General features: G+C 33.5%; 24 protein-coding genes. 17 read left to right on the forward strand and 7 right to left on the reverse strand.

Features of this window, described 5'->3' with window-relative positions:
• Window positions 1-111: 111 nt before the first annotated feature.
• The 17 genes from JYK00_RS06975 to JYK00_RS07055 all read left to right on the forward strand — a co-directional run bounded on the left by JYK00_RS06975 (window position 112) and on the right by JYK00_RS07055 (window position 16,341).
• A complete protein-coding gene (locus JYK00_RS06975) occupies window positions 112-858 on the forward strand; it encodes a pseudouridine synthase (RefSeq protein ID WP_207566199.1) in 747 nt (248 codons plus the stop codon).
• Between the two features lies 1 nt (window position 859).
• A complete protein-coding gene (locus JYK00_RS06980) occupies window positions 860-2,209 on the forward strand; it encodes a hypothetical protein (protein ID WP_228288137.1) in 1,350 nt (449 codons plus the stop codon).
• Between the two features lie 53 nt (window positions 2,210-2,262).
• On the forward strand, window positions 2,263-2,778 hold the full coding sequence (locus tag JYK00_RS06985; RefSeq protein WP_207566200.1) for a MarR family winged helix-turn-helix transcriptional regulator: 516 nt from the start codon (window positions 2,263-2,265) through the stop codon (window positions 2,776-2,778).
• Between the two features lie 173 nt (window positions 2,779-2,951).
• On the forward strand, window positions 2,952-3,929 hold the full coding sequence (locus tag JYK00_RS06990; RefSeq protein ID WP_207566201.1) for a permease: 978 nt from the start codon (window positions 2,952-2,954) through the stop codon (window positions 3,927-3,929).
• Window positions 3,930-4,022: 93 nt separating this feature from the next.
• The gene (locus tag JYK00_RS06995; protein WP_207566202.1) at window positions 4,023-4,736 is read left to right on the forward strand and encodes a hypothetical protein; all 714 of its coding nucleotides are present in this window, start codon (window positions 4,023-4,025) and stop codon (window positions 4,734-4,736) included.
• 99 nt (window positions 4,737-4,835) lie between these two features.
• A complete protein-coding gene (gene gap, locus JYK00_RS07000; protein WP_212715425.1) occupies window positions 4,836-5,834 on the forward strand; it encodes a type I glyceraldehyde-3-phosphate dehydrogenase in 999 nt (332 codons plus the stop codon).
• 75 nt (window positions 5,835-5,909) lie between these two features.
• A complete protein-coding gene (locus JYK00_RS07005; protein WP_207566203.1) occupies window positions 5,910-7,109 on the forward strand; it encodes a phosphoglycerate kinase in 1,200 nt (399 codons plus the stop codon).
• Window positions 7,106-7,867: a triose-phosphate isomerase gene (gene tpiA / locus JYK00_RS07010; protein ID WP_228288138.1), complete on the forward strand. Its 762-nt coding sequence runs from the start codon at window positions 7,106-7,108 to the stop codon at window positions 7,865-7,867. Before JYK00_RS07005 ends, tpiA begins: the two co-directional genes overlap by 4 nt.
• A gap of 50 nt (window positions 7,868-7,917) precedes the next feature.
• Window positions 7,918-8,520, forward strand: a complete 603-nt coding sequence (locus JYK00_RS07015; protein ID WP_207566205.1) for a response regulator — start codon at window positions 7,918-7,920, stop codon at window positions 8,518-8,520.
• The gene (locus JYK00_RS07020; RefSeq protein WP_207566206.1) at window positions 8,517-8,954 is read left to right on the forward strand and encodes a potassium channel family protein; all 438 of its coding nucleotides are present in this window, start codon (window positions 8,517-8,519) and stop codon (window positions 8,952-8,954) included. The genes JYK00_RS07015 and JYK00_RS07020 overlap by 4 nt, the downstream gene beginning before the upstream one ends.
• On the forward strand, window positions 8,951-9,610 hold the full coding sequence (locus JYK00_RS07025; protein WP_207566207.1) for a potassium channel family protein: 660 nt from the start codon (window positions 8,951-8,953) through the stop codon (window positions 9,608-9,610). The genes JYK00_RS07020 and JYK00_RS07025 overlap by 4 nt, the downstream gene beginning before the upstream one ends.
• Window position 9,611: 1 nt before the next feature.
• Entirely contained in the window at window positions 9,612-11,096 is a 1,485-nt protein-coding gene (locus JYK00_RS07030) for a TrkH family potassium uptake protein (protein WP_207566208.1), read from the forward strand.
• Between the two features lie 2 nt (window positions 11,097-11,098).
• Entirely contained in the window at window positions 11,099-13,690 is a 2,592-nt protein-coding gene (locus tag JYK00_RS07035) for a M1 family aminopeptidase (RefSeq protein ID WP_207566209.1), read from the forward strand.
• Between the two features lie 14 nt (window positions 13,691-13,704).
• Window positions 13,705-14,142, forward strand: coding sequence for a GNAT family N-acetyltransferase (locus JYK00_RS07040; protein WP_207566210.1), 438 nt, complete (start codon window positions 13,705-13,707; stop codon window positions 14,140-14,142).
• Window positions 14,143-14,158: 16 nt separating this feature from the next.
• Window positions 14,159-14,635, forward strand: a complete 477-nt coding sequence (locus tag JYK00_RS07045; RefSeq protein WP_207566211.1) for a metallophosphoesterase — start codon at window positions 14,159-14,161, stop codon at window positions 14,633-14,635.
• A gap of 16 nt (window positions 14,636-14,651) precedes the next feature.
• Window positions 14,652-15,296: a class II glutamine amidotransferase gene (locus JYK00_RS07050; protein ID WP_207566212.1), complete on the forward strand. Its 645-nt coding sequence runs from the start codon at window positions 14,652-14,654 to the stop codon at window positions 15,294-15,296.
• 118 nt (window positions 15,297-15,414) lie between these two features.
• A complete protein-coding gene (locus tag JYK00_RS07055) occupies window positions 15,415-16,341 on the forward strand; it encodes a magnesium transporter CorA family protein (protein ID WP_207566213.1) in 927 nt (308 codons plus the stop codon).
• Between the two features lie 58 nt (window positions 16,342-16,399).
• On the opposite strand, the gene JYK00_RS07060 is transcribed toward JYK00_RS07055, so the two are convergent.
• The 7 genes from JYK00_RS07060 to JYK00_RS07090 are packed head-to-tail and all read right to left on the reverse strand — an operon-like array spanning window position 16,400 to window position 23,444.
• A complete protein-coding gene (locus JYK00_RS07060) occupies window positions 16,400-17,077 on the reverse strand; it encodes a hypothetical protein (protein ID WP_207566214.1) in 678 nt (225 codons plus the stop codon).
• 59 nt (window positions 17,078-17,136) lie between these two features.
• Window positions 17,137-18,096 (reverse strand): radical SAM protein, encoded by a 960-nt coding sequence (locus tag JYK00_RS07065; protein ID WP_207566215.1) that lies wholly within the window; start codon window positions 18,094-18,096, stop codon window positions 17,137-17,139.
• Between the two features lie 13 nt (window positions 18,097-18,109).
• Entirely contained in the window at window positions 18,110-18,931 is an 822-nt protein-coding gene (locus JYK00_RS07070; RefSeq protein WP_207566216.1) for an NAD(P)/FAD-dependent oxidoreductase, read from the reverse strand.
• Window positions 18,904-19,482 (reverse strand): isochorismatase family protein, encoded by a 579-nt coding sequence (locus JYK00_RS07075; RefSeq protein WP_207566217.1) that lies wholly within the window; start codon window positions 19,480-19,482, stop codon window positions 18,904-18,906. Before JYK00_RS07075 ends, JYK00_RS07070 begins: the two co-directional genes overlap by 28 nt.
• Before the next feature lie 4 nt (window positions 19,483-19,486).
• The gene (locus JYK00_RS07080; RefSeq protein ID WP_207566218.1) at window positions 19,487-20,389 is read right to left on the reverse strand and encodes a radical SAM protein; all 903 of its coding nucleotides are present in this window, start codon (window positions 20,387-20,389) and stop codon (window positions 19,487-19,489) included.
• Window positions 20,390-20,401: 12 nt separating this feature from the next.
• Window positions 20,402-22,732 (reverse strand): ATP-dependent DNA helicase RecG, encoded by a 2,331-nt coding sequence (recG, locus tag JYK00_RS07085; protein WP_207567660.1) that lies wholly within the window; start codon window positions 22,730-22,732, stop codon window positions 20,402-20,404.
• Between the two features lie 10 nt (window positions 22,733-22,742).
• On the reverse strand, window positions 22,743-23,444 hold the full coding sequence (locus JYK00_RS07090) for an ABC transporter ATP-binding protein (protein ID WP_207566219.1): 702 nt from the start codon (window positions 23,442-23,444) through the stop codon (window positions 22,743-22,745).
• Window positions 23,445-23,451: the final 7 nt, after the last annotated feature.

Raw genomic sequence — 23,451 nt, forward strand, 5'->3', positions numbered from 1 at the left:
CATAGAAATTTTTGTTTCTCGTGCTCAAAACAAGTTCAGCCAATTATATCATGTTTGTTTGTGATACAATTAAAATAAAAAATATCGTTTATAATGTTTTAAACACCGGGAGTGATTTTTATTAAACTTCAGAAATTTCTTCAGCAATTGGGATATTCTCGCAGGGCGGCTGACAAACAAATATTCAATGGAAAGGTTAAAGTGAATGGAAAAACTGTGACGGTTCCCTGGCATGATGTGGAAGAAAATGACGAAATTTTTATCGAAGGCAAAGCACATAAAGTAAAATACAGAAAGAACTATGTGTACTATGTTTTGCACAAGCCTGTTGGTTATGTAACGAGTCTAAAAGATCCAAAAGAAAAAATGACAATATCTAAACTTATTTCAAAAATCAAGGAACCTGTAAAACCTGCGGGGCGACTTGATAAAGATGTCAGTGGTGTCTTGATTCTTACAAATGATGGTGATTTAATAAACATATTAACTCATGCAAGATATGGTGTAGAGAAAGTTTATATAGCAAAAGTTTCAAAAAGATTATCAAAAAGTTCTATTTTTAAAATTGAAAAAGGTGTTTACAATGAAGGTGAATTTTTAAAATGTAAAAAAGCATTTATAAAAAAACTCGGGAAAAATCATTCAATTGTTAAAGTTATTATGACAGAAGGAAAAAAGCACGAAGTTAAAAGACTTTTCAAAAGTATCGGGTGTGAAGTGTTAGAGTTGAAAAGAGTTTCTCATGGACCAATACATATTTCACTTGTGCCAAAACCGGGTGAGATAAAAAAAATAACGGGAATTTATTTAAAAAAGCTTTTAAACCTCAAACATTTAGAAAAATTGGGGGAGGGATAAAATGAACAAAAAAAACATTTCGATAGTTATACTGTTTATGAATTTCTTTGTCATTTTTGCGGTGAACTTTTCGCTGGAATATACTCAAAATGTGCTTACTCTCTCAACAGATACAGTATTTTCAAATGCGTTTCAGGTGGGTATAGAGTATTCTGCAAGAGATTTCCAGTTCTGGGCGACTATGTATTTATCAAACGATAATAAATATCCTCCTTTTTATCCAGGATATTACGGTAATTACTATTTTATTATGAAAGATTCAGGTGTGGAATTTTCTTTAAACAATAATATGAATATAAAAATAGGGAACTTTTCAAATTATGATGTAATTAATTCACCGTATTCACTTTATCTTTCCTCTCTTGGACATAGTGCCCCAACTGTTTCTTTTAAGTATCAGGACGATAAGTTTATATATGAAACACGCTGGATTCTTGTGTCTTATGAAAGTTCGCCATTATTAGATAAAGGAATGAATTTTAAATATTATGCGATGAAGCTGGGGAATGTTGTTGTTGGTTATGAAGAAGCTTCTGTATATGTAAATAGAATTTTCGATGTAGATTATTTTATTAATCCCCTGCCAAGCTTCTTTGTACAATATATAAGAGAATGGGGGCCATTTTCAGAAGGCTGGAATGATAATTCCATGATGGGTTTTTTCATAAAATACGAAACTCTTGATAAATATTTATATGCTCAGATGCTTGTGGATGATTTCAATGCAAATAGATTTTTTAATCCAGACAATCCAACTGTCGATAAGATAGCCTGGTCGCTGGGAGGGAAGTTTGACTTTGGAATTTTTTCTGTTGGTGTATACCATGCCGGGGCAACCAAGTATGTGTTTCAACCATCTGACACAAAAAATGAGCCATTGTATTACGGGTACACTTATTATACAGAAACATTGTATACAAAGTACGGGCAAGAGTACATAATAGATTATCTCGATAACTATATTGGGTACAAATATGGAGAGAATAATCTGGCATTTTTAGGTCAATTTTCAATGAATTTTCCTTTTTTAAATCTTTATTCAGATGTAGAGTACGTAATTTCTGGAACAAAATCTCCTGTTAATCCCTGGACGGAAAGTGATACATATACTCCGGGATTTAATTTACTAAATGATCCACTTCTCGAAAAAAGTCTGTTTTTCAGGACGAAACTGGAAAAATATTTTGATTTCGTTTCAGTAGGTGTAAACTTTGTTTCGGGAATAATCTGGAACAAATTAGAATTGGTTGAAGCCAACGATAGTACAAAGAAACCCTATTTTTCCCCTTCTAATAAAACAGAGCAAATATTTGATTTGTCATTGTTTTTTAAATTTCAATTTTCACTATAATGCTTGACAATACAATAATTGTATAATACAATTAAGGCAAGAGGTGATATTGATTGTATAAAAAAAAGGAGTTAATTACTGATAAACGTTGCCAATTAAATCAAGAAAAGGTTATAGATGATAATTGCTGTATTGATGAAATAGGTGAGTTGGTACAAAAACTGGTAAGAGTTTTTCAGTTATTTGAAAGAGATCAGATAAAGGTTTTTGGATTTACTACTTCGCAGTGTTATTGTTTGCTGGAACTATTAAAATCTGATCCTTCTGGTCTTACTATGAATGCTCTTAGTGAAAAAATGAAGCTGGATACAAGTACCATGACAAGAATTGTGGATAAATTAGTGAGAGATAAATTTTTATTGAGAGAAAGATCTGAAAAAGACAGAAGAATTGTTATAGTCAAATTAACAGAAAAAGGCAAATCTTCTGCTATACAATTAAGAGATAGTATCAATCAGTTCTATAAAAAGATTATTAAAAATCTCCCGGAAGGTCGTGTTACAGAAGTTTTAAGTTCAGTATCTTTGTTATTGAATGCCTTTGAAAAAGCTAATCCAAATTGCTGTTAATTTTTTTAGAAATAAATTTGTATAATACAAATTATGTAATATGCAAATGCACGATATATAGTCTTGTGATATACATGTAAATATTAACGTTTACGGTTTTTATTGTTGAGTTTTTATCATTTGTATAAATGATTGATATTAAACATAAACCAGTAAAAAAGGAGGAATGGTAAATGCTTTTTTTTAATGATATTTTGATGACAATTCTTTATTACTTGAAGGCTGATTGGTATATTCTATTGATAGGTATATTATTAGCTGTTGGTATTGTTGTATATCTTGATCCAGAAAAAGTAAGGGGATATTTGGCGAAAAATTCAAGACTATCTATTCCAGGTTCTGTGGGGGTTGGTGCATTTACACCTCTTTGCGCTTGTGGAACGATGGCAGTAATATTAGCTATGTTTGCGTCCGCCATGCCATGGGGACCTGTGATGGCATTTTTAGTATCATCTCCTTTGACGAGTCCTTCAGAGTTTATGTTCCAGACCGCTTTTTTTGGAACTAAATTTGCGGTTGCAGTACTTATATCATCAATTTTCTTAGGATTGTCATCAGGATTTATAGCTCATATACTCGATAGAAAAACTACTTTTTTTAAAGAACAGTTTCGCACAAAAATAAGGGGGGAAAATAGTTGTTGTGGTGAAATTTCAACAAATAGTCAGCAGAATAGTTTATGCTGTACAAAAATTATTTTGCCAAAATCCAGGTCATTTATAAAAAAATATAAAATTGACGAATTTGTCGAAAGGTTTATTACTGTTGGAATAAAAAAGATATTGTTGTTGTTCATATTATTCATTGCTATAGGAAGGGTTGTTGAAATGATTGTGCCTCAGGAATGGATTATGACATTGTTCAGTGCAGAGAAAGCTTATTCTATAATTCTGGGAGCTACAATTGGATTGCCTTTATATATTTCAGGCTCTGCATCTTTGCCTTTAATGAGATCATTTATGAATTCCGGTGCTGGAGAGGGAGCGATAATGGCATTTCTGATAACTGGTAAAGCAACGGGAATACCGGTTATAATGGGTATGTCAATAATACTAAAAAAAAGAGCGATTCTTTTCTATTTAGGCTTTATATATCTTGGTGGTATATTATCCGGATATTTATATCAACTATTATTGGATATGGGATTTTAATCTATTGACACGTTTTCTTAAAATTTGGATTTGATTTAATAGGACTCAGTATGATAGAATAAAGCCTGAAAAGCAAGGCAAGGAGGAGTTGTTGTGAAAAAAACATTAGTTTTTTGGTTTATATTGATGTTTTCGACGGTAATTTTTTCTGAGACTGTGGTTTTAAGGGATGGGAGCAGGATAAAAGGAGATGTTTTAACAATAAGCTCTCAAATTGTTAGTGTAAAATCAATTGTTGGCCAAATAGTATCTTATGTGGACTATGTTTCGGAGATATATTTTGATGATTCTGCAACTCCTGTGTCAGGAGTGTGGATAGAACCCAATGAAGGTGAATGGATCAACGTTCCAGGGGTATTATCAAAGTTTGATGGAAGAAGCGGGACAATATTGTTTTCTTCAAATGGAACTTTTGTTTTTTCTGAAAAAGCAGCTGTAAAGTATGCCAATTATGAGTCACCGGAATTTGAAATATCTTCTTCTACGCATACTTCTGTTCTTCCTGGAAATGTCACTAAGTTGGAGATAAAATTGAAAAATAACAATATTTTTCACGCGACTTTTTCTTCTCGTCTGGGAGATGTTATTACTTTTGTTGTTAAAAGAGGCATAATTTCAATTCCCACACAGTTCATAGAAACAATAATTTATCCAGTAAACAGTAAATATAATGTTGTTTTTAACATGAAAGATGGCGCAAAAATTTATGGAAAGATATTAAAATATGAGTCTGGTAATTTTCTTATAGAAACAGCTGTTGGGGTTATGTTTCTTCCTGTAAAAGAAATTGATTTTGTAAAGTTTTAGGAATAGTGATATGTAACCAAAATTTCAAGGAATTTAATTAGTAGTTGTCAAAAAAAGATAGTAAAATTTTTCACGAACACTCTAAAAGGAGGGATAAGCATGAAAATAGCTATTAACGGTTTTGGACGCATAGGAAGGCTTGTACTAAGGGAACTTATACGCCGCAAAAGTGACATTGAAGTTGTTGCTATTAACGATTTAACTGATTCTACTACTCTTGCACATCTTTTCAAATATGATTCAGTTCATAAGGTTCTCCCAAACGATGTTAAGGCAACTGAAAACGGGATAGTCATTGATGGCAAAGAAATAAAAGTTTTTGCTGAAAAGGATCCAGAAAATCTTCCCTGGAAAGATTTGGGTGTGGATGTTGTTATAGAATCCACTGGTAAATTTAGAGATAGAGCAGGAGCGGAAAAACACTTAAAAGCTGGCGCTAAAAAGGTTATCATCACTGCACCAGCAAAAGGTGAAGACATAACGGTTGTTATTGGATGCAATGATGAAAAGTTGACAGCGGAACACAATATTATTTCATGTGCTTCCTGTACCACAAATTCAATTGCTGCTATAGCTAAGGTTATTAACGATGAATTTGGTATAGTTACAGGGCATCTTATAACAGTGCATTCTTATACAAATGACCAGAGAATTCTGGATTTGCCTCACAAAGACTTAAGAAGAGCCAGGGCAGCTGCTATAAACATTATTCCAACTACTACCGGTGCTGCAAAAGCAGTAGCCTTGGTAGTACCAGAGCTTAAGGGTAAGTTAGACGGAATGGCAATGAGAGTTCCAACACCAGACGGTTCATTAACTGCTCTTAGTGTTATAGTCGAAAAAGAAACAACAGTAGAAGAAGTTAATAAAGTAGTTAGAGACGCAACAGAAGGCAGACTTAAAGGTATAATAGGATACAACGAGGCTCCAATAGTAAGCGGTGATATTGTTGGAACTACATATGCAGGTATTTTTGATTCCACACTTACAAAAGTTATGGATGGAAAGCTTGTCAACGTATTTTCCTGGTATGATAACGAGTACGGATATACATGTAGAGTAGTGGATACAATTGAGATGGTAAGAAAATTGTTATAATTATGATTTTTTTAAGATTTAAAGTGAAAGGGGGCAGGCTGCCCCCATTCTTCGAATTTGGGGAGGTGTAATGTTATGGACAAACTTACAATAAGAGATGTTGATATTAAAGGGAAAAGAATTATTATGCGAGTAGATTTTAACGTGCCAATTAAGGATGGGGTTATTACTGATACTACAAGGATTGTTGAAGCACTTCCAACTATAAAATACGCTGTAGAGCAGGGTGCAAAAGTTATTTTATTATCCCACCTTGGTAGACCTAAGGGTGAGCCTAAACCGGAATTCTCTCTGAAACCTGTTTCTGAGAAACTGTCGGAACTACTTGGGAAAGAAGTTAAATTTGTTCCCGCACTTTATGGCGAGGAAGTCAAAAAAATAATTCAGGAAGCAAATGATGGCGATGTAATATTACTTGAAAACACAAGATTTGATAAAGGCGAAACAAAAAACGATCCGGAGCTTGCCAGAAAATGGGCAGAACTTGCTGATATACATGTCAATGATGCATTCGGTACAGCTCACAGGGCACATGCGAGTAACGTTGGGATTGCCCAATATATACCAAGTGTAGCGGGCTTTTTGATGGAAAAAGAAATAAAATTCCTTTCAAAAGCAGCGTTGAATCCAGATAAACCGTATGTTGTTGTTTTAGGCGGGGTTAAAGTTTCTGACAAAATAGGTGTTATAAAAAATCTGATAAAAAAAGCAGACAAAATACTTATTGGTGGAGCTATGATGTTTACATTTTTGAAAGCTATGGGTAAAAACGTAGGATCTTCTTTAGTGGAAGAAGATAAGCTTGAACTTGCAAACGAACTTATCACTATGGCTAAGAATGAAGGTGTAGAACTTGTACTTCCAGTAGACGCGGTATGTGCACAAAAAATTGAAGCAGGTGTAGAGAAAAAAGTATTTTCAGTTGATGATGGTATACCCGAAAGTTGGATGGGTCTTGATATAGGTCCAGAATCTATAAAAATTTTCAAGGAGAAATTATCAGGAGCGAAAACTATAGCCTGGAACGGACCTATGGGAGTATTTGAAATAGAGGATTTTGCGGTGGGTACTAAAGAAGTAGCACTTGCCATAGCAAATCAAACGAAAAATGGAGCTATAACAGTAGTTGGTGGAGGAGACAGCGCTGCTGCTGTAGCAAAGTTTGGTATAAAAGGGGAGTTTTCACATGTATCTACCGGTGGAGGAGCTTCTTTAGAATTTCTTGAAGGAAAAGAATTGCCTGGAATTGTTTCAATAGCAAGTAAAAAAAAATGAGAAAGCCGGTTTTAGCGGGTAATTGGAAAATGAATAAAACTTTAAGCGAGGCTGTGCAATTTGCAGGAGTTCTTTTAAATGGGTTTGTAGGGGTAAGCGATTATGAGGTAATAGTTGCGCCACCATTTGTGTCTATACCTGGTGTTTACGAAATATTGAGGGATTCAAATATAAAAATCGCTGCACAAAATATGTATTATGAGGATTCTGGGGCGTTCACAGGAGAGATATCATGGAAAATGTTAAAAGAGTTGGAGATAGAATATGTGATAATTGGTCATAGTGAAAGAAGACATATATTTGGTGAAACTGATGAAGTAATTAACAAAAAGGTTTTAAAGGCAATCGAAAATAAGATGTCACCTATTTTATGCGTTGGAGAAAGACTTGAGGAAAGAGAGCAAGATTTGACTTTTGCAGTAATTGAAATGCAAATAAAAAAAGGATTAAAAAATGTTCCATCAGAAGGTATGAAAAATGTTTTGATAGCGTATGAACCTGTCTGGGCGATAGGTACTGGAAAAGTGGCTACTCCGCAACAGGCACAGGAGGTTCATCATTTCATAAGGAATTTAATATCTGATATGTATTCTAAAGAAGTTGCAGAACAGCTAAGGATATTATATGGAGGCAGCATAAAACCTGAAAATTTCTTTGGTTTGATCATTCAACCTGATATTGATGGTGGCCTGGTTGGTGGCGCCAGTTTAAAAGAAAGTTTTATAGAACTTGGCAAGATTCTTTCAAGAGTGGTATAATAAACCAAGGGGGAATTTCCCCCTTGAGTTTTATTTTGGAGGAGATTATCATGCCTAAGATTCTTGTGGTAGATGATGAGAGAAATATCAGAATGCTGGTTGAGAAGTTTCTTGAAGAAAAGAATTTTGAAGTAGAAGCGATAGTAAGTGCCGAAGAGGCTTTTGAACTTCTCAGAACTAACGAGTATGACCTGGTTGCTACTGATATTAAACTTCCTGGAAAATCAGGAATAGAGCTTATAAGAGAGTTGAGAAATTCTGGCGAAACAGTACCAATTCTTATAATCTCCGCTTATGCAAAGCCTGAAGTGCTTTCAGAGGCATTTAAATATGGAAATGTTGACTTTTTATCTAAACCTTTCACCAAAGAAGAACTTTTTGCTAAAATTCAGGAACTGCTGGAAAAACCAAAAGAAAGTTTTGACAGATTTCTTAGAGAAGCAAACGAAAGTTTGAAAAATAATGACTTGAATAGGGCGGAGAAACTTATAAAGCAAATGTTCTTATACATGCCTTCCTCTCCAATTCCTCATTATTTAATGTGCGAATTGTTAAAAAAACGAGGCAACAATGAACTCGCTCAGAAACACTTAAACGCTGCTAAAGCTCTTGACCCAAAGTATGCCGATAAGAAAGAAGGTAAGCAACAATGATAGGTATAGGTAAAACTATACAATCTTTATATATAGTTATAGTTGGTTGCGGACGTGTTGGAGCTAACATTGCAAGTATGGCATCTACTGCTGGACACAACGTAGTGGTAATTGATAAGGTGGAAAATGCGTTTGAGAATCTGTCTGTTGAATATACCGGGTTTACAATCTTAGGAGATGCTACTGAGCGAGATGTTCTGGCCCAGGCGAAAGTGGATAAAGCAGATCTTGTGCTTGTTCTCACAGACGATGATAATACTAATTATCTTGTTTCTATGGCATGCAAATATTATTTTGCTGTTCAAAATGTTATATCCAGGGTTTATGAACCTGATAATGTAATGTTATTCCAGGAATCAGGTATTAAGGTTGTGTCTCCTACGTTGCTTGTAATAGGAGAACTCACTCATATAGTAGCAGGTGATAAAATATGAAAGTGGTTATTATAGGCGGCGAAAGAGTAGCATATTTTTTGGCGAAATCCTTTTCCAGTAAGGGATATAAAGTTTATGTTATAAATAAAGACCCGGTTTTATGTGAGGATTTTGCTCGTGATTTGAAAGCGGTAGTAGTTAATGGTGATGCGAGTAAAAAGGTAGTACTTGAGCAACTCGATATAGAAGAAGATGATATAATAGTTGTTCTTACTAACAAAGATAAAGAAAATTTAATAATCACACAGCTTGCTAAGCAAATATTCGGCGTGAAAAATATAGTTACACTTGTTAATAATCCAGATAATATTGAACTTTTTCAAAAACTTGGTATTACCTCTGTTGTTAGTACAACAACCATGTTACAAAAAGCAGTAGAAAATCTGTTGTTTGGTAAAGAACTGGAAGAATTTTTGTCTATCGAAGGTGGAAAATTAGCGTTTTTAAGGATAGAAATTCCTGAATATTCAAAGGTAATCGGTAAAGAGTTAAAAGATATAGGATTACCCCACGATTGTGTGGTAGGAGGTATTCTCAGAAAGGGAGAAGTAATAGTTCCAAGAGGTGATACCAGATTAAATGTAGGAGATCGATTGTTTATAGTGGCTTTACCCACTGTTCAAACTGAGATTGCAAGGATTCTTACGGGGGAATGATATGCCGAAATTAAGTGTCCAATACCGTATAATATCGAACAACTTAGGACTGCTATTGATGCTCTATCCCATAATTCTTCTTTCTCCAATTTTTTTTGTCTCCTTTTATCCTGAAGAAATGAAAAATATTTTTGGTTTTATACTTCCGGCTGTTTTTTCATTTGTGATGGGATTTCTTTTATGGAAGGCGTCGAAACTGAAATCTTCTCCAACTGTTACTGTACGTGAAGGTGCAGTTATTGTATTTTTTACGTGGTTGTTTGTTATATTATTTGGAGCATTTCCTTTTATTTTTATAGAAGGTCTTACCTTTTCTCAGGCAATATTTGAAGCAACAAGTGGTTTTACTACTACTGGATTGACGATGTTTACTGATGTAGAAAAAGTTTCCAGGCTTATTTTGTTTTGGAGAAGTATTATGCAATTCATAGGTGGCGCGGGTTTTGCGTTAATTATGATGGGTTCGGTTATAGGTCCTAAGGGATTCGGTTTATATCATGCGGAAGGTCGTGTCGATAATATTGCGCCTAACATAAAAAGATCTGCTCAAATAATAGCTTTAATATATGTAGTGTATGCGGTATTTGGAATAATAGCCCTTGATATAGCTGGTATGCCACTATTTGATGCCTTTAATCATGCTTTAACGGCATTAGCTACAGGCGGTTTTTCTGTGCGGAATGGAAGTATAGGCGATTACAAAAATCTATCTGTTGAAATAGTAACTATGATACTTATGTTTCTTGGTGGTACAGGTTTTGGGGTTCATTATACTCTGTGGCGTGGTAACTTTAAATCGCTTGTTAAAAATGGAGAACCGTGGTTAATGCTTTCTACAATATTTATCACCACAATTGTAATAGCTTTAAATGGTTTGGGCAGGATTTTTGATAGCTTTTCTGAAGGAATTCGAGAAGCTGTGTTCCAGACGACTTCTGCACTTACAGGAACAGGTTTTTCAACTGTAGATCTTTCAAATCCCATGTGGTTGAATTTTGGAGTTGCTATGTTTATATTAACCTCGTTAATGCTCGCAGGGGGTGGAATGGATTCTACCGCTGGAGGTCTTAAACAGTATCGTATTTGGGTTACAATAAAAGCCTTTTTGCATTCAATAAAAGAATTTTTACTTCCTTCAAGAACTGTAACAAAATTGGTCGTATGGAAGGGTCAAAACAAAAATTATATTAATAATAGAGATTTAAAGGAAATTCTGTTAGTTTTTTCTATGTATTTCTTTACGTTTTTTGTTGGAAGTATAATTCTTGCATCTTATGGTTATAATCTTACAGGAGCGATGTTTGAGTTTTCTTCTGCTATGAATGGTGTAGGATTATCTGTAGGCATTACTTCACCTACAATGCCTATTGGAGCAATGTGGGTTCTAACTATTGCTATGTTTACGGGAAGATTAGAATTTTTGGTAGTAATTTATGCTATTAGCAAACTCGTAAATGATCTGGTTCAGAAGGCAAGGAGTAGATAAAAATGAAAAGGTTAATTTTAATTGCTTTTTTATTGATAACTGTGTTATTGTTTTCCTTTGAATATTCTCTTGATGCTATTTTTGTTCCAGAAAATTATGAAATTACTGCAACTTTAACTATGAATCTTCCAGAAGGGGATTACAATTTTTTCCTTCTGCCAAACTATTCTTCAAACAATCCTTATATTCATAGTTTATTTAAAAATAAGGGGACTCGTATAGAAATAATTTCTGTGAAAGATAAATCAGGCAACAGTCTGGAATTTTCAATAGAGACACCTGAATCAACATGGCTTGGTTCGAAAGATTATAAAAAAGATACTCTTTTGAAGGTAACTTCCAGAGGAGAAGGTGTTGTAATACGATTTAATACATATTTTTCAGATGAATTTTTGCCGGATAACTCGGGGAATGATGAAATATTTGTCTGGCGTTTCGGATGGTACCCGTTTCTCGTTAAAAAATTAGATAGTATAGTTCTTTATCCGCATAAATGGAAATTAAGTATCAGATACCCGGATGAGTGGATGTTTGTTGGTGGTGGAGTGAAAAATGGTGAAAATTACTATTCTAATGGCTTTTATGCATCCTGTCCTATAGTATTTTTAAAAAAAGATAAGTTTAAAATATTTAAATTGGAAAGCAAAGAGAATAATCTGATAGTTTATTATAAAAAGGGTCAACAGGGACACGCGGCAAAAGTCGCTGCATTTTTAAATAATGTGCTTGCGCATCACGAAAAACTTTTAGGCAAATTGAGATATAAAGAGATAAACGTCATTCAGAGTAATTATCCCGGTTTATGGGGAATGGCAGCAGATGGAATTTTCCTTTTGGGAGATGGTTTTTTTACAACGTCAGATCTATGGATTCCAGGCGTTCTTGACCCTGCTTCGTATTATGTTATTGCCCATGAAAGTGCCCATTTTTGGTATGGTGTAGGAGTTTCAGTTGATTTTATAAAAGACAATTATTTAAGTGAAAGCTTAGCAGATTATATCGCACATATTAGTATGTTTGACATGTATAACGAAGATCCATTTTATAATCAGGATGTTCCAGATGTTTTTGTAGATTATATTTATGGTCTACTACCAAAAACATTTTCCGATTATGATCAATTGGTTCTTTTAAACACGTATCGTTCTAACGTAAACATTTCTGTTGCTGAAAGTTACAAAGCGCCTTCAAATTTTAGAGCAACGTTTGATTATCAAAAAGGCAAAAGAGCTTTGTTCTCTCTTGAGACGCTTTTAGGAAAAGAAAATTTGATTAAAAGACTACGGAGGTATTATTTAGAAAACGTTGGCAGTGTTAGCAATAGTAAAAAGTTTCTTTCCTATTTTTCCGATGTCGATGATGCCGTGATTAACTCGCTTTTTTATTCGCAAAAACCGTTTGACGCTAAGGCTTATAACACTGAAAATGGAATTTATATAGATTTAGGCGGGCTAAATATCCCTGTCAAAGTTGTTGTTGAAACGACTGATGGAACTGAAACTTTTGTTGCCACCCAAAGCATGTATTTAGATTACAGGAATATTTTACAGGTAAGTGTTGACCCGGATAAAAAAACATTTGATATTGAAAGACATAACAACTATTATCCTGTAAAGTTTGCTTTACCTTTTGATTTAAATCCTGATTTGTTTGATAACTATTTGCTTTCCGTAAACTTCGAATTTGAAACTCTTAGTTCCACTAATACTATTAACGCCTATAATCTGAAATATTCATTGTATTTCAAAGATTATCCAGTTTTTGAAGTAGGGTTAATTTCCAACAATGTGGTAATAGATAATATTTCTTTGTATGATTATGGAGCGTATTTTAAATATTCTCCGGATTCGTTTACTACTTTTGAAGGAAAATACGAGTTTGGAATTTTAGAAGCAAGTTTTTCCATAGGTATAGCCGAAGATATAAATGTTGGTAATTATTCGCCTATTCGTGAGATTAAACATTCTTTTGCCGGAAAATTTTACTATAACTTTTTACAGGATGAAATAGCTGGTATTACTGGTTATCAATTTAATAATTTACTGAAGTATGGATATTTTACAGGGATTGGATATTCATTTAATTTGGACTCTTATGAGGTACTAAACTCACTGGAAGTTTTTTTTACGTATTTTTTCGATGTAGAATCTTTGGTAAAGCCTAATTTTTCTCTGGTTGTGGATTATAATTTTGAAGGAAAAAAGATTTTTAAACCATTTGAATACGATGTATCGCTTTTGTACAGAAAAAAAAGTGAGGATCCGTTTTTTAACGTAGATTTTTCAACTTATAGTGTAGTAGATGCATTTTTAGGTTTTGCTTCCATGTTTCCACTTGAAAACAGAATCAATATTTTTAACCTTGCTTCTTTCTCCGGTATAGGTTTTTCTGGAGGATTTCGTTATATAAAAACAAACGACTTTAATATTCTTGGTGTTCAGGTGTCAGGTGCCATAAAACTTGGGCTGGTCGCTGACACGATGATTAATGTTGTTACAGCGTTTAATATGTATTATTGTATGGAAAAAGAAATTTTCACGTTAAGCATGGGAAAAAGCACTGTTGGAATACAGCTGTTTTACACATTAAAATGAAAGGGGTGACAATTTTGCTGTTTGAAATTTCTGAAAATGAAAAAGTGGAAATTGCACCCAGTGATTTGATATATTTTTCTGAGACAAGGTACCTAAAAACTCAGAGGAGAATTGTTTTGAATTTTATTGAAAGTGAAAAGGTTATTGGATTTGTAACTTTTGATATGAGATATTTTAATAAAAATGCCTACATTACCTACTATCTTTTACCTGAGAAAAGAGGAATGGGTAAAGGAAAAGAAATGTTGAGAAAGGCGATAGAGTTTGCTTTCAAAGAATTAAATTTGCGACGACTTACTGCAGAAGTTTATGACTATAATGTATCTTCTAAGAAAGTTCTTGAAAAACTTGGATTCGTAGTTGAGGGTGTTGTCAGAGAAGGTAAATACCACGAAGGTAAATATTATAATATTATAATATACGGACTTTTAAAAGGAGAATGGAAAATATAATATCAGGAGGGGGATCATGTGGCTTGTTGTTTCCGATTCCCATGATAATATCTTAAAAATGAAAGAGATAGAGAAGATTATTGAAAAAGAAAAAATAACTACAGTTTTTCATTGTGGAGATTTTGTTGCTCCATTTGTTTTGCCATATTTGGTAAAAGATGGTGTGAATTTTTTCGGTGTTTTTGGAAATAACGATGGTGAGAAACTACTGTTATTTCAAAAATCAAATGGAAGAATCAGACCAGGTCCACTTGAAATAACCATAGGAGACTATAAAATAATGATGATGCATGAACCATACGCTTTAAAATCTATTGAAAAGAGTAATATCTATGATTTTGTCTTTTTTGGTCATACACATGAAATTGTTGAAAGAAAAGAAGGAGATGCTCTTATTGTGAATCCTGGAGAATCTTCGGGATGGCTCACAGGAGTTTCAACAGTGGCTTTGATTGAGCCTTTAGAAAAGAAGGCTAAAATAATTAAAATTTAATATAAGAGTGAATGCTATGTGTAGAATGTTGGGTTTTTCATTCAAGGACAAACAAAATGTAAATGATTTATTCAAAAATCTTCAGGATATGGCTCAATTTGGAATAAAAAGTCCACATCCGCATGGAGCTGGAATATTTGCAGTAAATGGAAATGAAATATTATACCATAAATGGGAAAAACCAATTTTTGATTTAAAGATTTGTCTTCCTGAATTTGAAATAGGAATAATGCATGCAAGAAAAGCTTCTCCAAATTTTCCTATAACTTATTTGCAACTCCATCCATTTATTGATGAAAAAGGAAAGGCTTTCTGTCATAATGGCACAATATACACAGCAAATCGCCAGAATATTTTTAAAAGTGACAGTTTTGACTACTTTGTAAGTATAAAAGATTTTGAAACAATCAAAGAATTAATTCAAAATATTCAAAAATTCAGAGCAGGTCATAAATACACCGGGATAAACTTTTTGATGACATTTGATAAAAAGTTATTTGCATACTGCGATTACAAAGAGGATCCTGTGTATTATACTATGTGGTTTTCTGAGAAAGGCGTAGTTTCTTCTGAGAAACTTAATGATTTTTTCATTCCTATGAAAAAAGGAGAGCTTATAATATTTGAAAGGGGAAAAATTGTTTTCGATGAAATAATTTGATGTGTATAAATTTTGTTGTGGAGGTGAGATTGTAATGAACAGTGAGAGTTTTAGTAGTTACAGCGATGATCCTTTACCAAGACCACCATAGTGAAATTTAAAAAAGGAGGTAGTAGACATGGTAAAATTTTACACAATGAAAGAGAACAAAATTGTTGAGGTTAAACAATTTGTTCCAGGGGCGTTGATTAAAGTAGTAGATCCTTCCGCAGACGAGGTCCACATGTTATCCAGCCTTTTACAATTTGACTCTGATTTCATTTATGACTCATTGGATGAAGATGAAAGGGCTCGTATAGAGATAGATGATGATACCGTTTTATTAATTTTAAAAATTCCAAGAAAACTTAATGGTGACTCGAAAATTCCGTACAAAACTGTTTCTCTTGGAATAGTCATTGGTCCAAATTATACAGTATTTTCCATGCGAAATGAAATTGAGTTTATTCAGCATATGATAGACGCCAGCAAATTTGACTTGAATAAGAGAAGCCGGATGATTTTTCAACTTTTTTATACCAATGCTAAGGTTTTTCTTGGATACCTTAAAGAGGTAAACAAAACCATAGGTATGATAGAAGAAGAATTGCATAGGTCAATGAAAAATAAAGAACTTGAAGAGATGATGTATCTGGAAAAAAGTCTCGTTTATTTCACAACTTCTTTGCGTTCGAACGAGATAATGATGGAAAAATTGTTGAGAGGTAACATACTACAAATATATGAAGAGGATAAAGATGTGCTTGAAGATGCTATTATAGAAAACAGGCAGGCAATAGAAGTTTCAAATATATACAGTGATATTCTGGCTGGTATGATGGATTCTTACGCTTCTGTAATCTCTAACAATCTAAATATAGTAATGAAAATTTTAACAGTTGTTACTATACTTATGCAGATTCCAACTATAATTACGAGTTTTTACGGAATGAATGTAGGTTTGCCATTACAGAACAATCCTCTTGCCTATCTTCATATAATAACATGGTCTGTGGGAACCATTATCCTGACTCTTATATGGTTTAAAAGAAAAAAATGGTTGTAGAAAGACGAAAATAAAGCCGGGGAAAATCCCCGACTTTTTCTAATTGATCAATCAATAGCTATTTTTCCATAGGAGTGCCTTTAGAACCTTCTTCAAGAACAGAATTAAGTGCTTTGAAAAAGTCTACGCCTTGCTGGCCTAATTTTTTGACTGTATCGCTTACCATTGCCTGAGATTCAAGTATAGCGAGTAGATTAGAAGGATCATAGAAGAATAGAACATGAAATTCCACAATATTTCCTTTTCTTACTTCCCAGCTTGCGTATTTCATCGCTCCACTAACTATAGCTTCTGCTGTGACCTGAGTAACACCCTTGTAAGCTGATACTGCCGTTTCAATAATTTGCTGTTTTTCTTCATCGGATGTGTTTGTTTGAACACTTTGAAGTTGACCTTCAACAACCTTTCTGAAAGTTTCAACTTTTGCATTTAAAAATTCTGCGATTTTTCCTAAAGCTTGCGTTCTTGCAGCGTTTTCTGCAATTGACATATTCACGCCACCGCCGACGTTTACGCCTTCAAAAAGGAAAAGTCGTCCCTCTTTGTAAAGTTGTGCAACTTTTGTTTCAAGAGAATAATTGATGGTTACATTTTCTGCTTCTTTTGGGATTTTCCATATCCTGTATCCCTGTGCTGTAATGAACTTATCATGTGGCATCAAAAAGAAAATAGCACCTACCACAAGAGCCGCGGCAACCACTGCTACCCCTATCCATAGAAGTGTGTTTTCACCCATTATCTCACCTCCCGCTAACGATTATAACATAATAGTATTATTTTTTTACACTATAAATTTCACTGGTATGTTTTAAGCGAATTTGTTACCAGTTGATAACCTTCTACTAACTTTTCTGATTTCATAATGTGCTTTTGAACATATTGCCCGCAATTACTACCTATCTTATTTTCTTCAAGCTCACCTATGCTTATAATCACATCGTAATTTTTTAATTGTAATTTCTCAACAAAAGTTTTGTGAATTATAGGGCTGTTAGATGTAATATCAATATCTGAGTGTAAACCGTTTTCAGTAGAGCTGTAGGTAGGATTTATTGGTGTAATTTTGATTAAAAATTTATCTGGATCAAAATATTTAAAAATTATTTCAGGCTCAACTATATTTTCTTTTGCCAGGGCAAAATTGAGAGTAACTTTTCTATCGCCATCTTTTACAAATTTTTCACCATAATTTGCTATTTGTTTGAAATTCCATTTTTTTACCGGAATTATTTTGTCTCGTTGTTCATTGTCTGTGGAATGTATTGAAAATTGAAGCTGAAACTTTCCTCTGTAATACTTCTCTTTTATATCCAGCAACATTTCAAAAAACATTTCACTTCCTATGGGAGCTATTGTCGATATTGAAGGCATTAACCCAGGAGCGTTAACAATATGAGGTAATTCATTTAGAACGTCAATTACTGCCATGTTTAGTGCCGGTTCACCCATTCTTGCAAATTGTATTTTGAACTTTTTTGCGGGGACATTATACGTGGGGTATCTTTTGGAAATTAGAAACAGGATTTGTTCCATTATTTCATCTTTTGTTAATTTCCCTTTGTAAAAACCACCGGCATCACACATTAGGCAACCTATAGGACATCCATTTAACGTAGATATAATCAGAACCCACTTTTCTTCTCGAGGAATGGGAGGTTGTATTGATTCAACGAACTCTATAATATTTCCCTTTGAAGTTTTACCAAGATAAACGTACGCTATCTCATCTTTTCCGAATCTTTTTAGAATTTCCATTGTTTAAACCCTCCTATGTACTCATATTTTTATATTTTTGAATTATTTTCATAGCAATTTTAATGCCATCTCCGATTGCTATTGAAGCCTGACGAATTTCTGGATGTGCCGCATCACCAACGACATAGACGCTTTTAGTTTTTACAAAATCCGTATTACCAGTTCTTCCTATTGCAATAAGCATAGAATTAAATTTGTAAGTATTTTTAGATGTTTTTAAAATAACGTTATTATTTTCCCGTGTTACTTCTATTATAGGTTCTTCTTCATGATACACAACACCGAGTTTCAAAGCAAGACTCACAAGCCTTTCAAGCGCTCTTATTTTCTTGCTTCTGTTAAATATATGTACTCTTATTCCTGAAAGTTTTGCTTTTATTGCCCCGTCAAACGCAACATCCCCGGCTCCATATATTGCAAGGCTGTCAAAACTATCGGGTAAATCTCTGAATTCATACACTATTTTTTTATCGCATAACTCAAATTCCTGAATCCGTTTGGGGTTCGTTCCGCTTGCAATTATTATTTCGTCAAATTTATATGAGCTTTTATTTGTTGTTATTGTGGTTTCAGTGACTTTTAAAACTTCTTCGAAAATTATAGGAACATTGTAAAGACTTATGTATTTTTTAAACATATTTACTATTGTTTCTCCGCTTGCTGGTTCCATAATTGGAATATTTTCAACTCTCCACGCGTTTGAAATTAATCCTCCAATTGCTTTTTTTTCAAAAATAGTAACGTTAAAATTGTACCTTTTTAAAAATATTCCAGCGGATATTCCAGCTGGTCCGGCTCCTACTATTCCTATCCTGGGAGCTGTGAAATGTGCCATACAACTTCCTCCGTTTTCGAAATTGTAGCAAAGCCGTGTGCAAGATTTTTAAGTGATGAAAAATGGTAAAACTCATCTTTATCCCACAAAGCATCTTCTACCATAATAACATTATACCCACGCACAAAAGCACTTCTTGCAGTCGTTTCACAGCATAAATGAGTCATTACACCGGTTATTATAATATCTTTTATGTTGTTTGACTTGAGTTTTTGGTCTAAATCTGTCTGCCAAAAAGCGTCGTAAGTATCTTTTTTAATCAACTCTATTTTATTTTCTTTGAAAAAAGGATTTGCCCAATTTTCCTGAACGATATTTCCCCACCAGTTTTTCATATTTTCATTTCCACCAATGTGAACAGTCATTACCACAGGAATTTCTTTAGCAAATGCTTGTGATACTATTTTTTTTATGTTGGGAATAATTCTTTCTGCGCCATGTAAATATGCAGGAGAATGAGGATCTAAAAAATAATTTTGCATATCGATTATTAACAGAGCGGGATTTTTTAAAATAAGAGGGTGTTTTTTTCTTTCTTTAAAATAAAACATAAAATCACCCACTTAACACTTTTTTTAATTCTTCAACAAGATGCTCATTATAAATATGGTAGTTATAAAGATTTGTTCCAGGTCTTTCGTTGTAGTATGGTCGTGTACAATGCCTGCATCCCGAAGTCATAAATGCTTTTGATAATTCTTTTGATGGCTTTACGTGAATTTTGTGTAGATTTCCTTCTTTGTCAAATTCGAAAGTATTTTCTTTGGTCTTAGTATGATAAATTAGATATCTTGCAAGTTGGATTTTTCTGTAACGTTCCATTGTAGGGGGGGTTAAATTTTCAAGTTTTGTACCTTTTATTGGAGTAAAAGCAAATAATGCTACATTTATATTCAGTTTTTTCATAAAATAGAAAAAATCAATTAATTGTTTATCAGTTTCTCCCAATCCAACTATAACATGAGTAGTTATTTTTTCAGGATAGAGCTGAGCGGCTTCTTCCAATAAATTTATAACTTTTTTTAGATCCCCACCTCTTATTATTTTGAAAAGTTCTGGACTAACAACATCAACAGAAATTCCTATACTGTCAACCCCCAGATTAAAATACTCTTTTATTTCCTGAAGTGTGGTTGTTCTAACAGAAAGTGACACTGTATAGCTCCTTAAAAAATTAAGCAATTCCTTTAAATCATTTTTGTATCCAGGGTAACTGACAACCTGTATACATACACGTTTAACACTTTCTGGTAGTAATTTTAAATCATCAAAAGAGATCTCTCCCCAGGTTACTCTTGATAAAAATTTGTTTTTCGAGTTTGAATTTCTGGCATGTGTACAAAAATGGCAATCGTAAACACATTTTCCGTCAAGTAAAAGATATGCAGTCTCCATTTTTAATTTGCTTTTAGAGAGTCCCATTAATCCGAGAGTTGCATACGATGCTCTTAAAATCAATTTATCACCTCGTTATCCTACTTCTAATAGCTTTAAACGATCTTTGTGAAGCTGTCTTACTTTTTCTATTATATGCTTATACTTTTCAGGGGTTTCGACTATTTTTTCAGCGTCTTCTCTTGCAATTAACATTATATCAGTATCTCTTATTATGTCAGCCACTCTAAATTCGGGAAGCCCATGTTGCCTTATTCCGAGAAATTCTCCAGGACCTCTTAATTTTAAATCATACTCGGAAATTTTGAAACCATCGTTTGTAGATGCGAAAAAACTCAGCCTATCCCATGTTTCTCTGGGAATATCTCCTACAGTTAAATAACAATACGATTGTTTTTCACCTCTACCAACTCTTCCTCTAAGCTGATGTAACTGTGCAAGACCAAAACGTTCGGCATTTTCTATCACCATAATTGTAGCATTTGGAACATCAATTCCGACTTCGATTACAGTTGTAGACACAAGAATTTTGAGTTTTCCTTTGGCGAATTGATACATTATTTCATCTTTTTCAGAGTCACTTAATTTTCCATGAATAAGTCCTATTGGTATTCCATTAAAGATGTTTTTTGATAGATGTTCGTACATGGTTGTCGCAGCTTTAACTGATAATTTATCAGATTCATCTATTAATGGGTAGACAATGTACGCCTGCCCCCCGTTTTCTATTTCAGATTTGACGAAATTGTAAACTTCGTCGAGTTTTGACTGGTGAACCAGGAAAGTTTTTATGGTTTTTCTACCTGGAGGCATTTCATCAATTATAGATACGTCTAAATCTCCATAAAGTGCAAGAGACAGAGTCCTTGGAATGGGAGTAGCAGTCATTACTAAAGTATCAACAAGATGACCTTTACTCATCAATTCTTCTCTTTGTTTTACTCCAAATCTGTGTTGTTCATCTATTATAACCAACCCCAGATTTTTGAAATGAACGTCTTCCTGTATAAGCGCGTGAGTTCCAATTACTACATTTATTGTTCCATCCTTTAATCCACTCTTTATTCTTTCTTTTTCCTGCCTGGAAGTTGCACCTATTAATAAAGCTATTCTTAGTCCCAGTGCTGATAGATCTTCAAACATTTTTTTATAATGCTGTATTGCTAAAATAGACGTAGGAGCCATTATAGCAGCCTGATAACCTGCTTCAAAATTATCTAAAATAGCTAATTCTGCAACTATTGTTTTTCCAGAACCCACATCTCCTTGAAGTAATCTATTCATAGGTTTATCTGATTTTAAATCATTTTTTATTTCGTTATACACTCTTTGTTGTGCTGAGGTTAATTTGAAAGGAAGTGATTGAAGAAATTTTTTTGAAAGTTTTCCATCGAATCTTTTTGGAATTCCACCAATCTCTTTTGTTTTTAATTTTGTGAGCAAAAAGGCTATTTGTAAGGTGAGAATTTCTTCGTATGCTAATCTAAATCTCGATTGTTTGAAATGGTACATACTTTTTGGAAAATGCATACCGGTGTACGCTTCATAAATACTTATTAACTTGCGTTTTTCTTTAATTTCTTCTGGAAGTATTTCATCGTAATAATATATGGACGGTAAATTTTCTCTTATAATATTTCTCAATGTTTTTTGGTTTAATCCTTCTGTCAAAGGGTAAAGTGGTAATATTTCTCTTTTTGTATTATCATTTACTTCTATATCAGGATTGTGAATTTCAAGAGCACCGTAATATCCTTTTTTTACCAGACCAGTGGCATATACTTCTTTATTTTTAAGAACCTTTAGGAGATTTTCCATATAATCCTGATTAAACCATTTCAAAAGAATCTGGTATAATCCATCAGAAATTACTGCGCTTATTATTGAAAAGCCAGATTTTTTTACCTTTTCAATACTTATTACCTTTCCAACGGTGGTAACTTTTTCGTTCTCTCTTAATAAAGGAATGGGAATCACTTTTCTACGATCTTCGAAATCTCTTGGAAAAAAATTTATAAGATTTTCCAGTATTTCTATGTTGAGTTTTTGCAGTTTTACTGCCCTTTTTGGACCAACACCTTTGATATACTTTATGGGAGTGTTTAAAGGTTTTGAAAGCTCATTTTTTGATACTTTCCATACAAGATGTTGTTTTCGAAATCTGTTTATCATTCCAGGAATATTTTCAAGCCTCTTTATAATCCTTGTTTCGGGAATTTTTTTCATCTGAACAATGTAACTATAAAGAGCTTGTAGTTTTTGATGTACCTCCGGATTATTTAAAAGAGGATCATCAAGTCTTTTGTAATTTTCCTCCACGTATTCTATTAATGCATTATAGTCTTTATTCAGGGCCAGGATTTCACACTCATCTAATAAATCCTCTATAAGTAATGGAAGGTGCATATATTCCTCCTCAGATTTTTTTGGTTTCTTCTCCAATTATTAACCCACTATCCATCCTTATTATTCTATGGGCTTTTTTTGCAACATTTGCATCGTGAGTCACTATTACAAACGTAGTTCCAAGTTCTTTGTTCATGGTTGAGATTATTTCCATCAGTTCTTCACTATTTTTCGTATCTAATGCACCTGTAGGTTCATCAGCCCATACTACTTTTGGATTTGTTATTAACGCTCTTGCGATTGCCACACGTTGTTGTTCTCCACCAGACATTTCTGAAGGGTAAGCACCTGCTCTGTGATGAATGTGAAGTTTTTTTAACCACTCCATAGCAGTTTTTCTTATTTCTGAAGGAGGCAAATTATGGTATTTTTTAGAGATCAGTAATGGAAGTTCGACGTTTTCAAGTGCTGTAAGCACAGGAATAAGATTAAAGAACTGGAAAATAAATCCCATATTTTCAGATCGAAATCTTGTTTTTTCCTCTTCAGACATTTTATTTAGGTTTTTATTTAAAACAATCACTTCTCCACTTGTCGGATTATCCAGACCTGAAAGACAATTTAATAAAGTGGTTTTTCCGCACCCGGATGGTCCTAAAATCGCTAAGATTTCCCCTTTAACTATTTCTATGTCAATATTTTTTAGAGCTTCTACACTATTTTTTGATCCGTAAACTTTTCTTAAACTCTTTGCCTTAGCTATTAATTCCATTAGTATC

It is taken from the genome of Thermosipho ferrireducens, assembly GCF_017358165.1.
Lineage (GTDB): Bacteria > Thermotogota > Thermotogae > Thermotogales > Fervidobacteriaceae > Thermosipho_B > Thermosipho_B ferrireducens.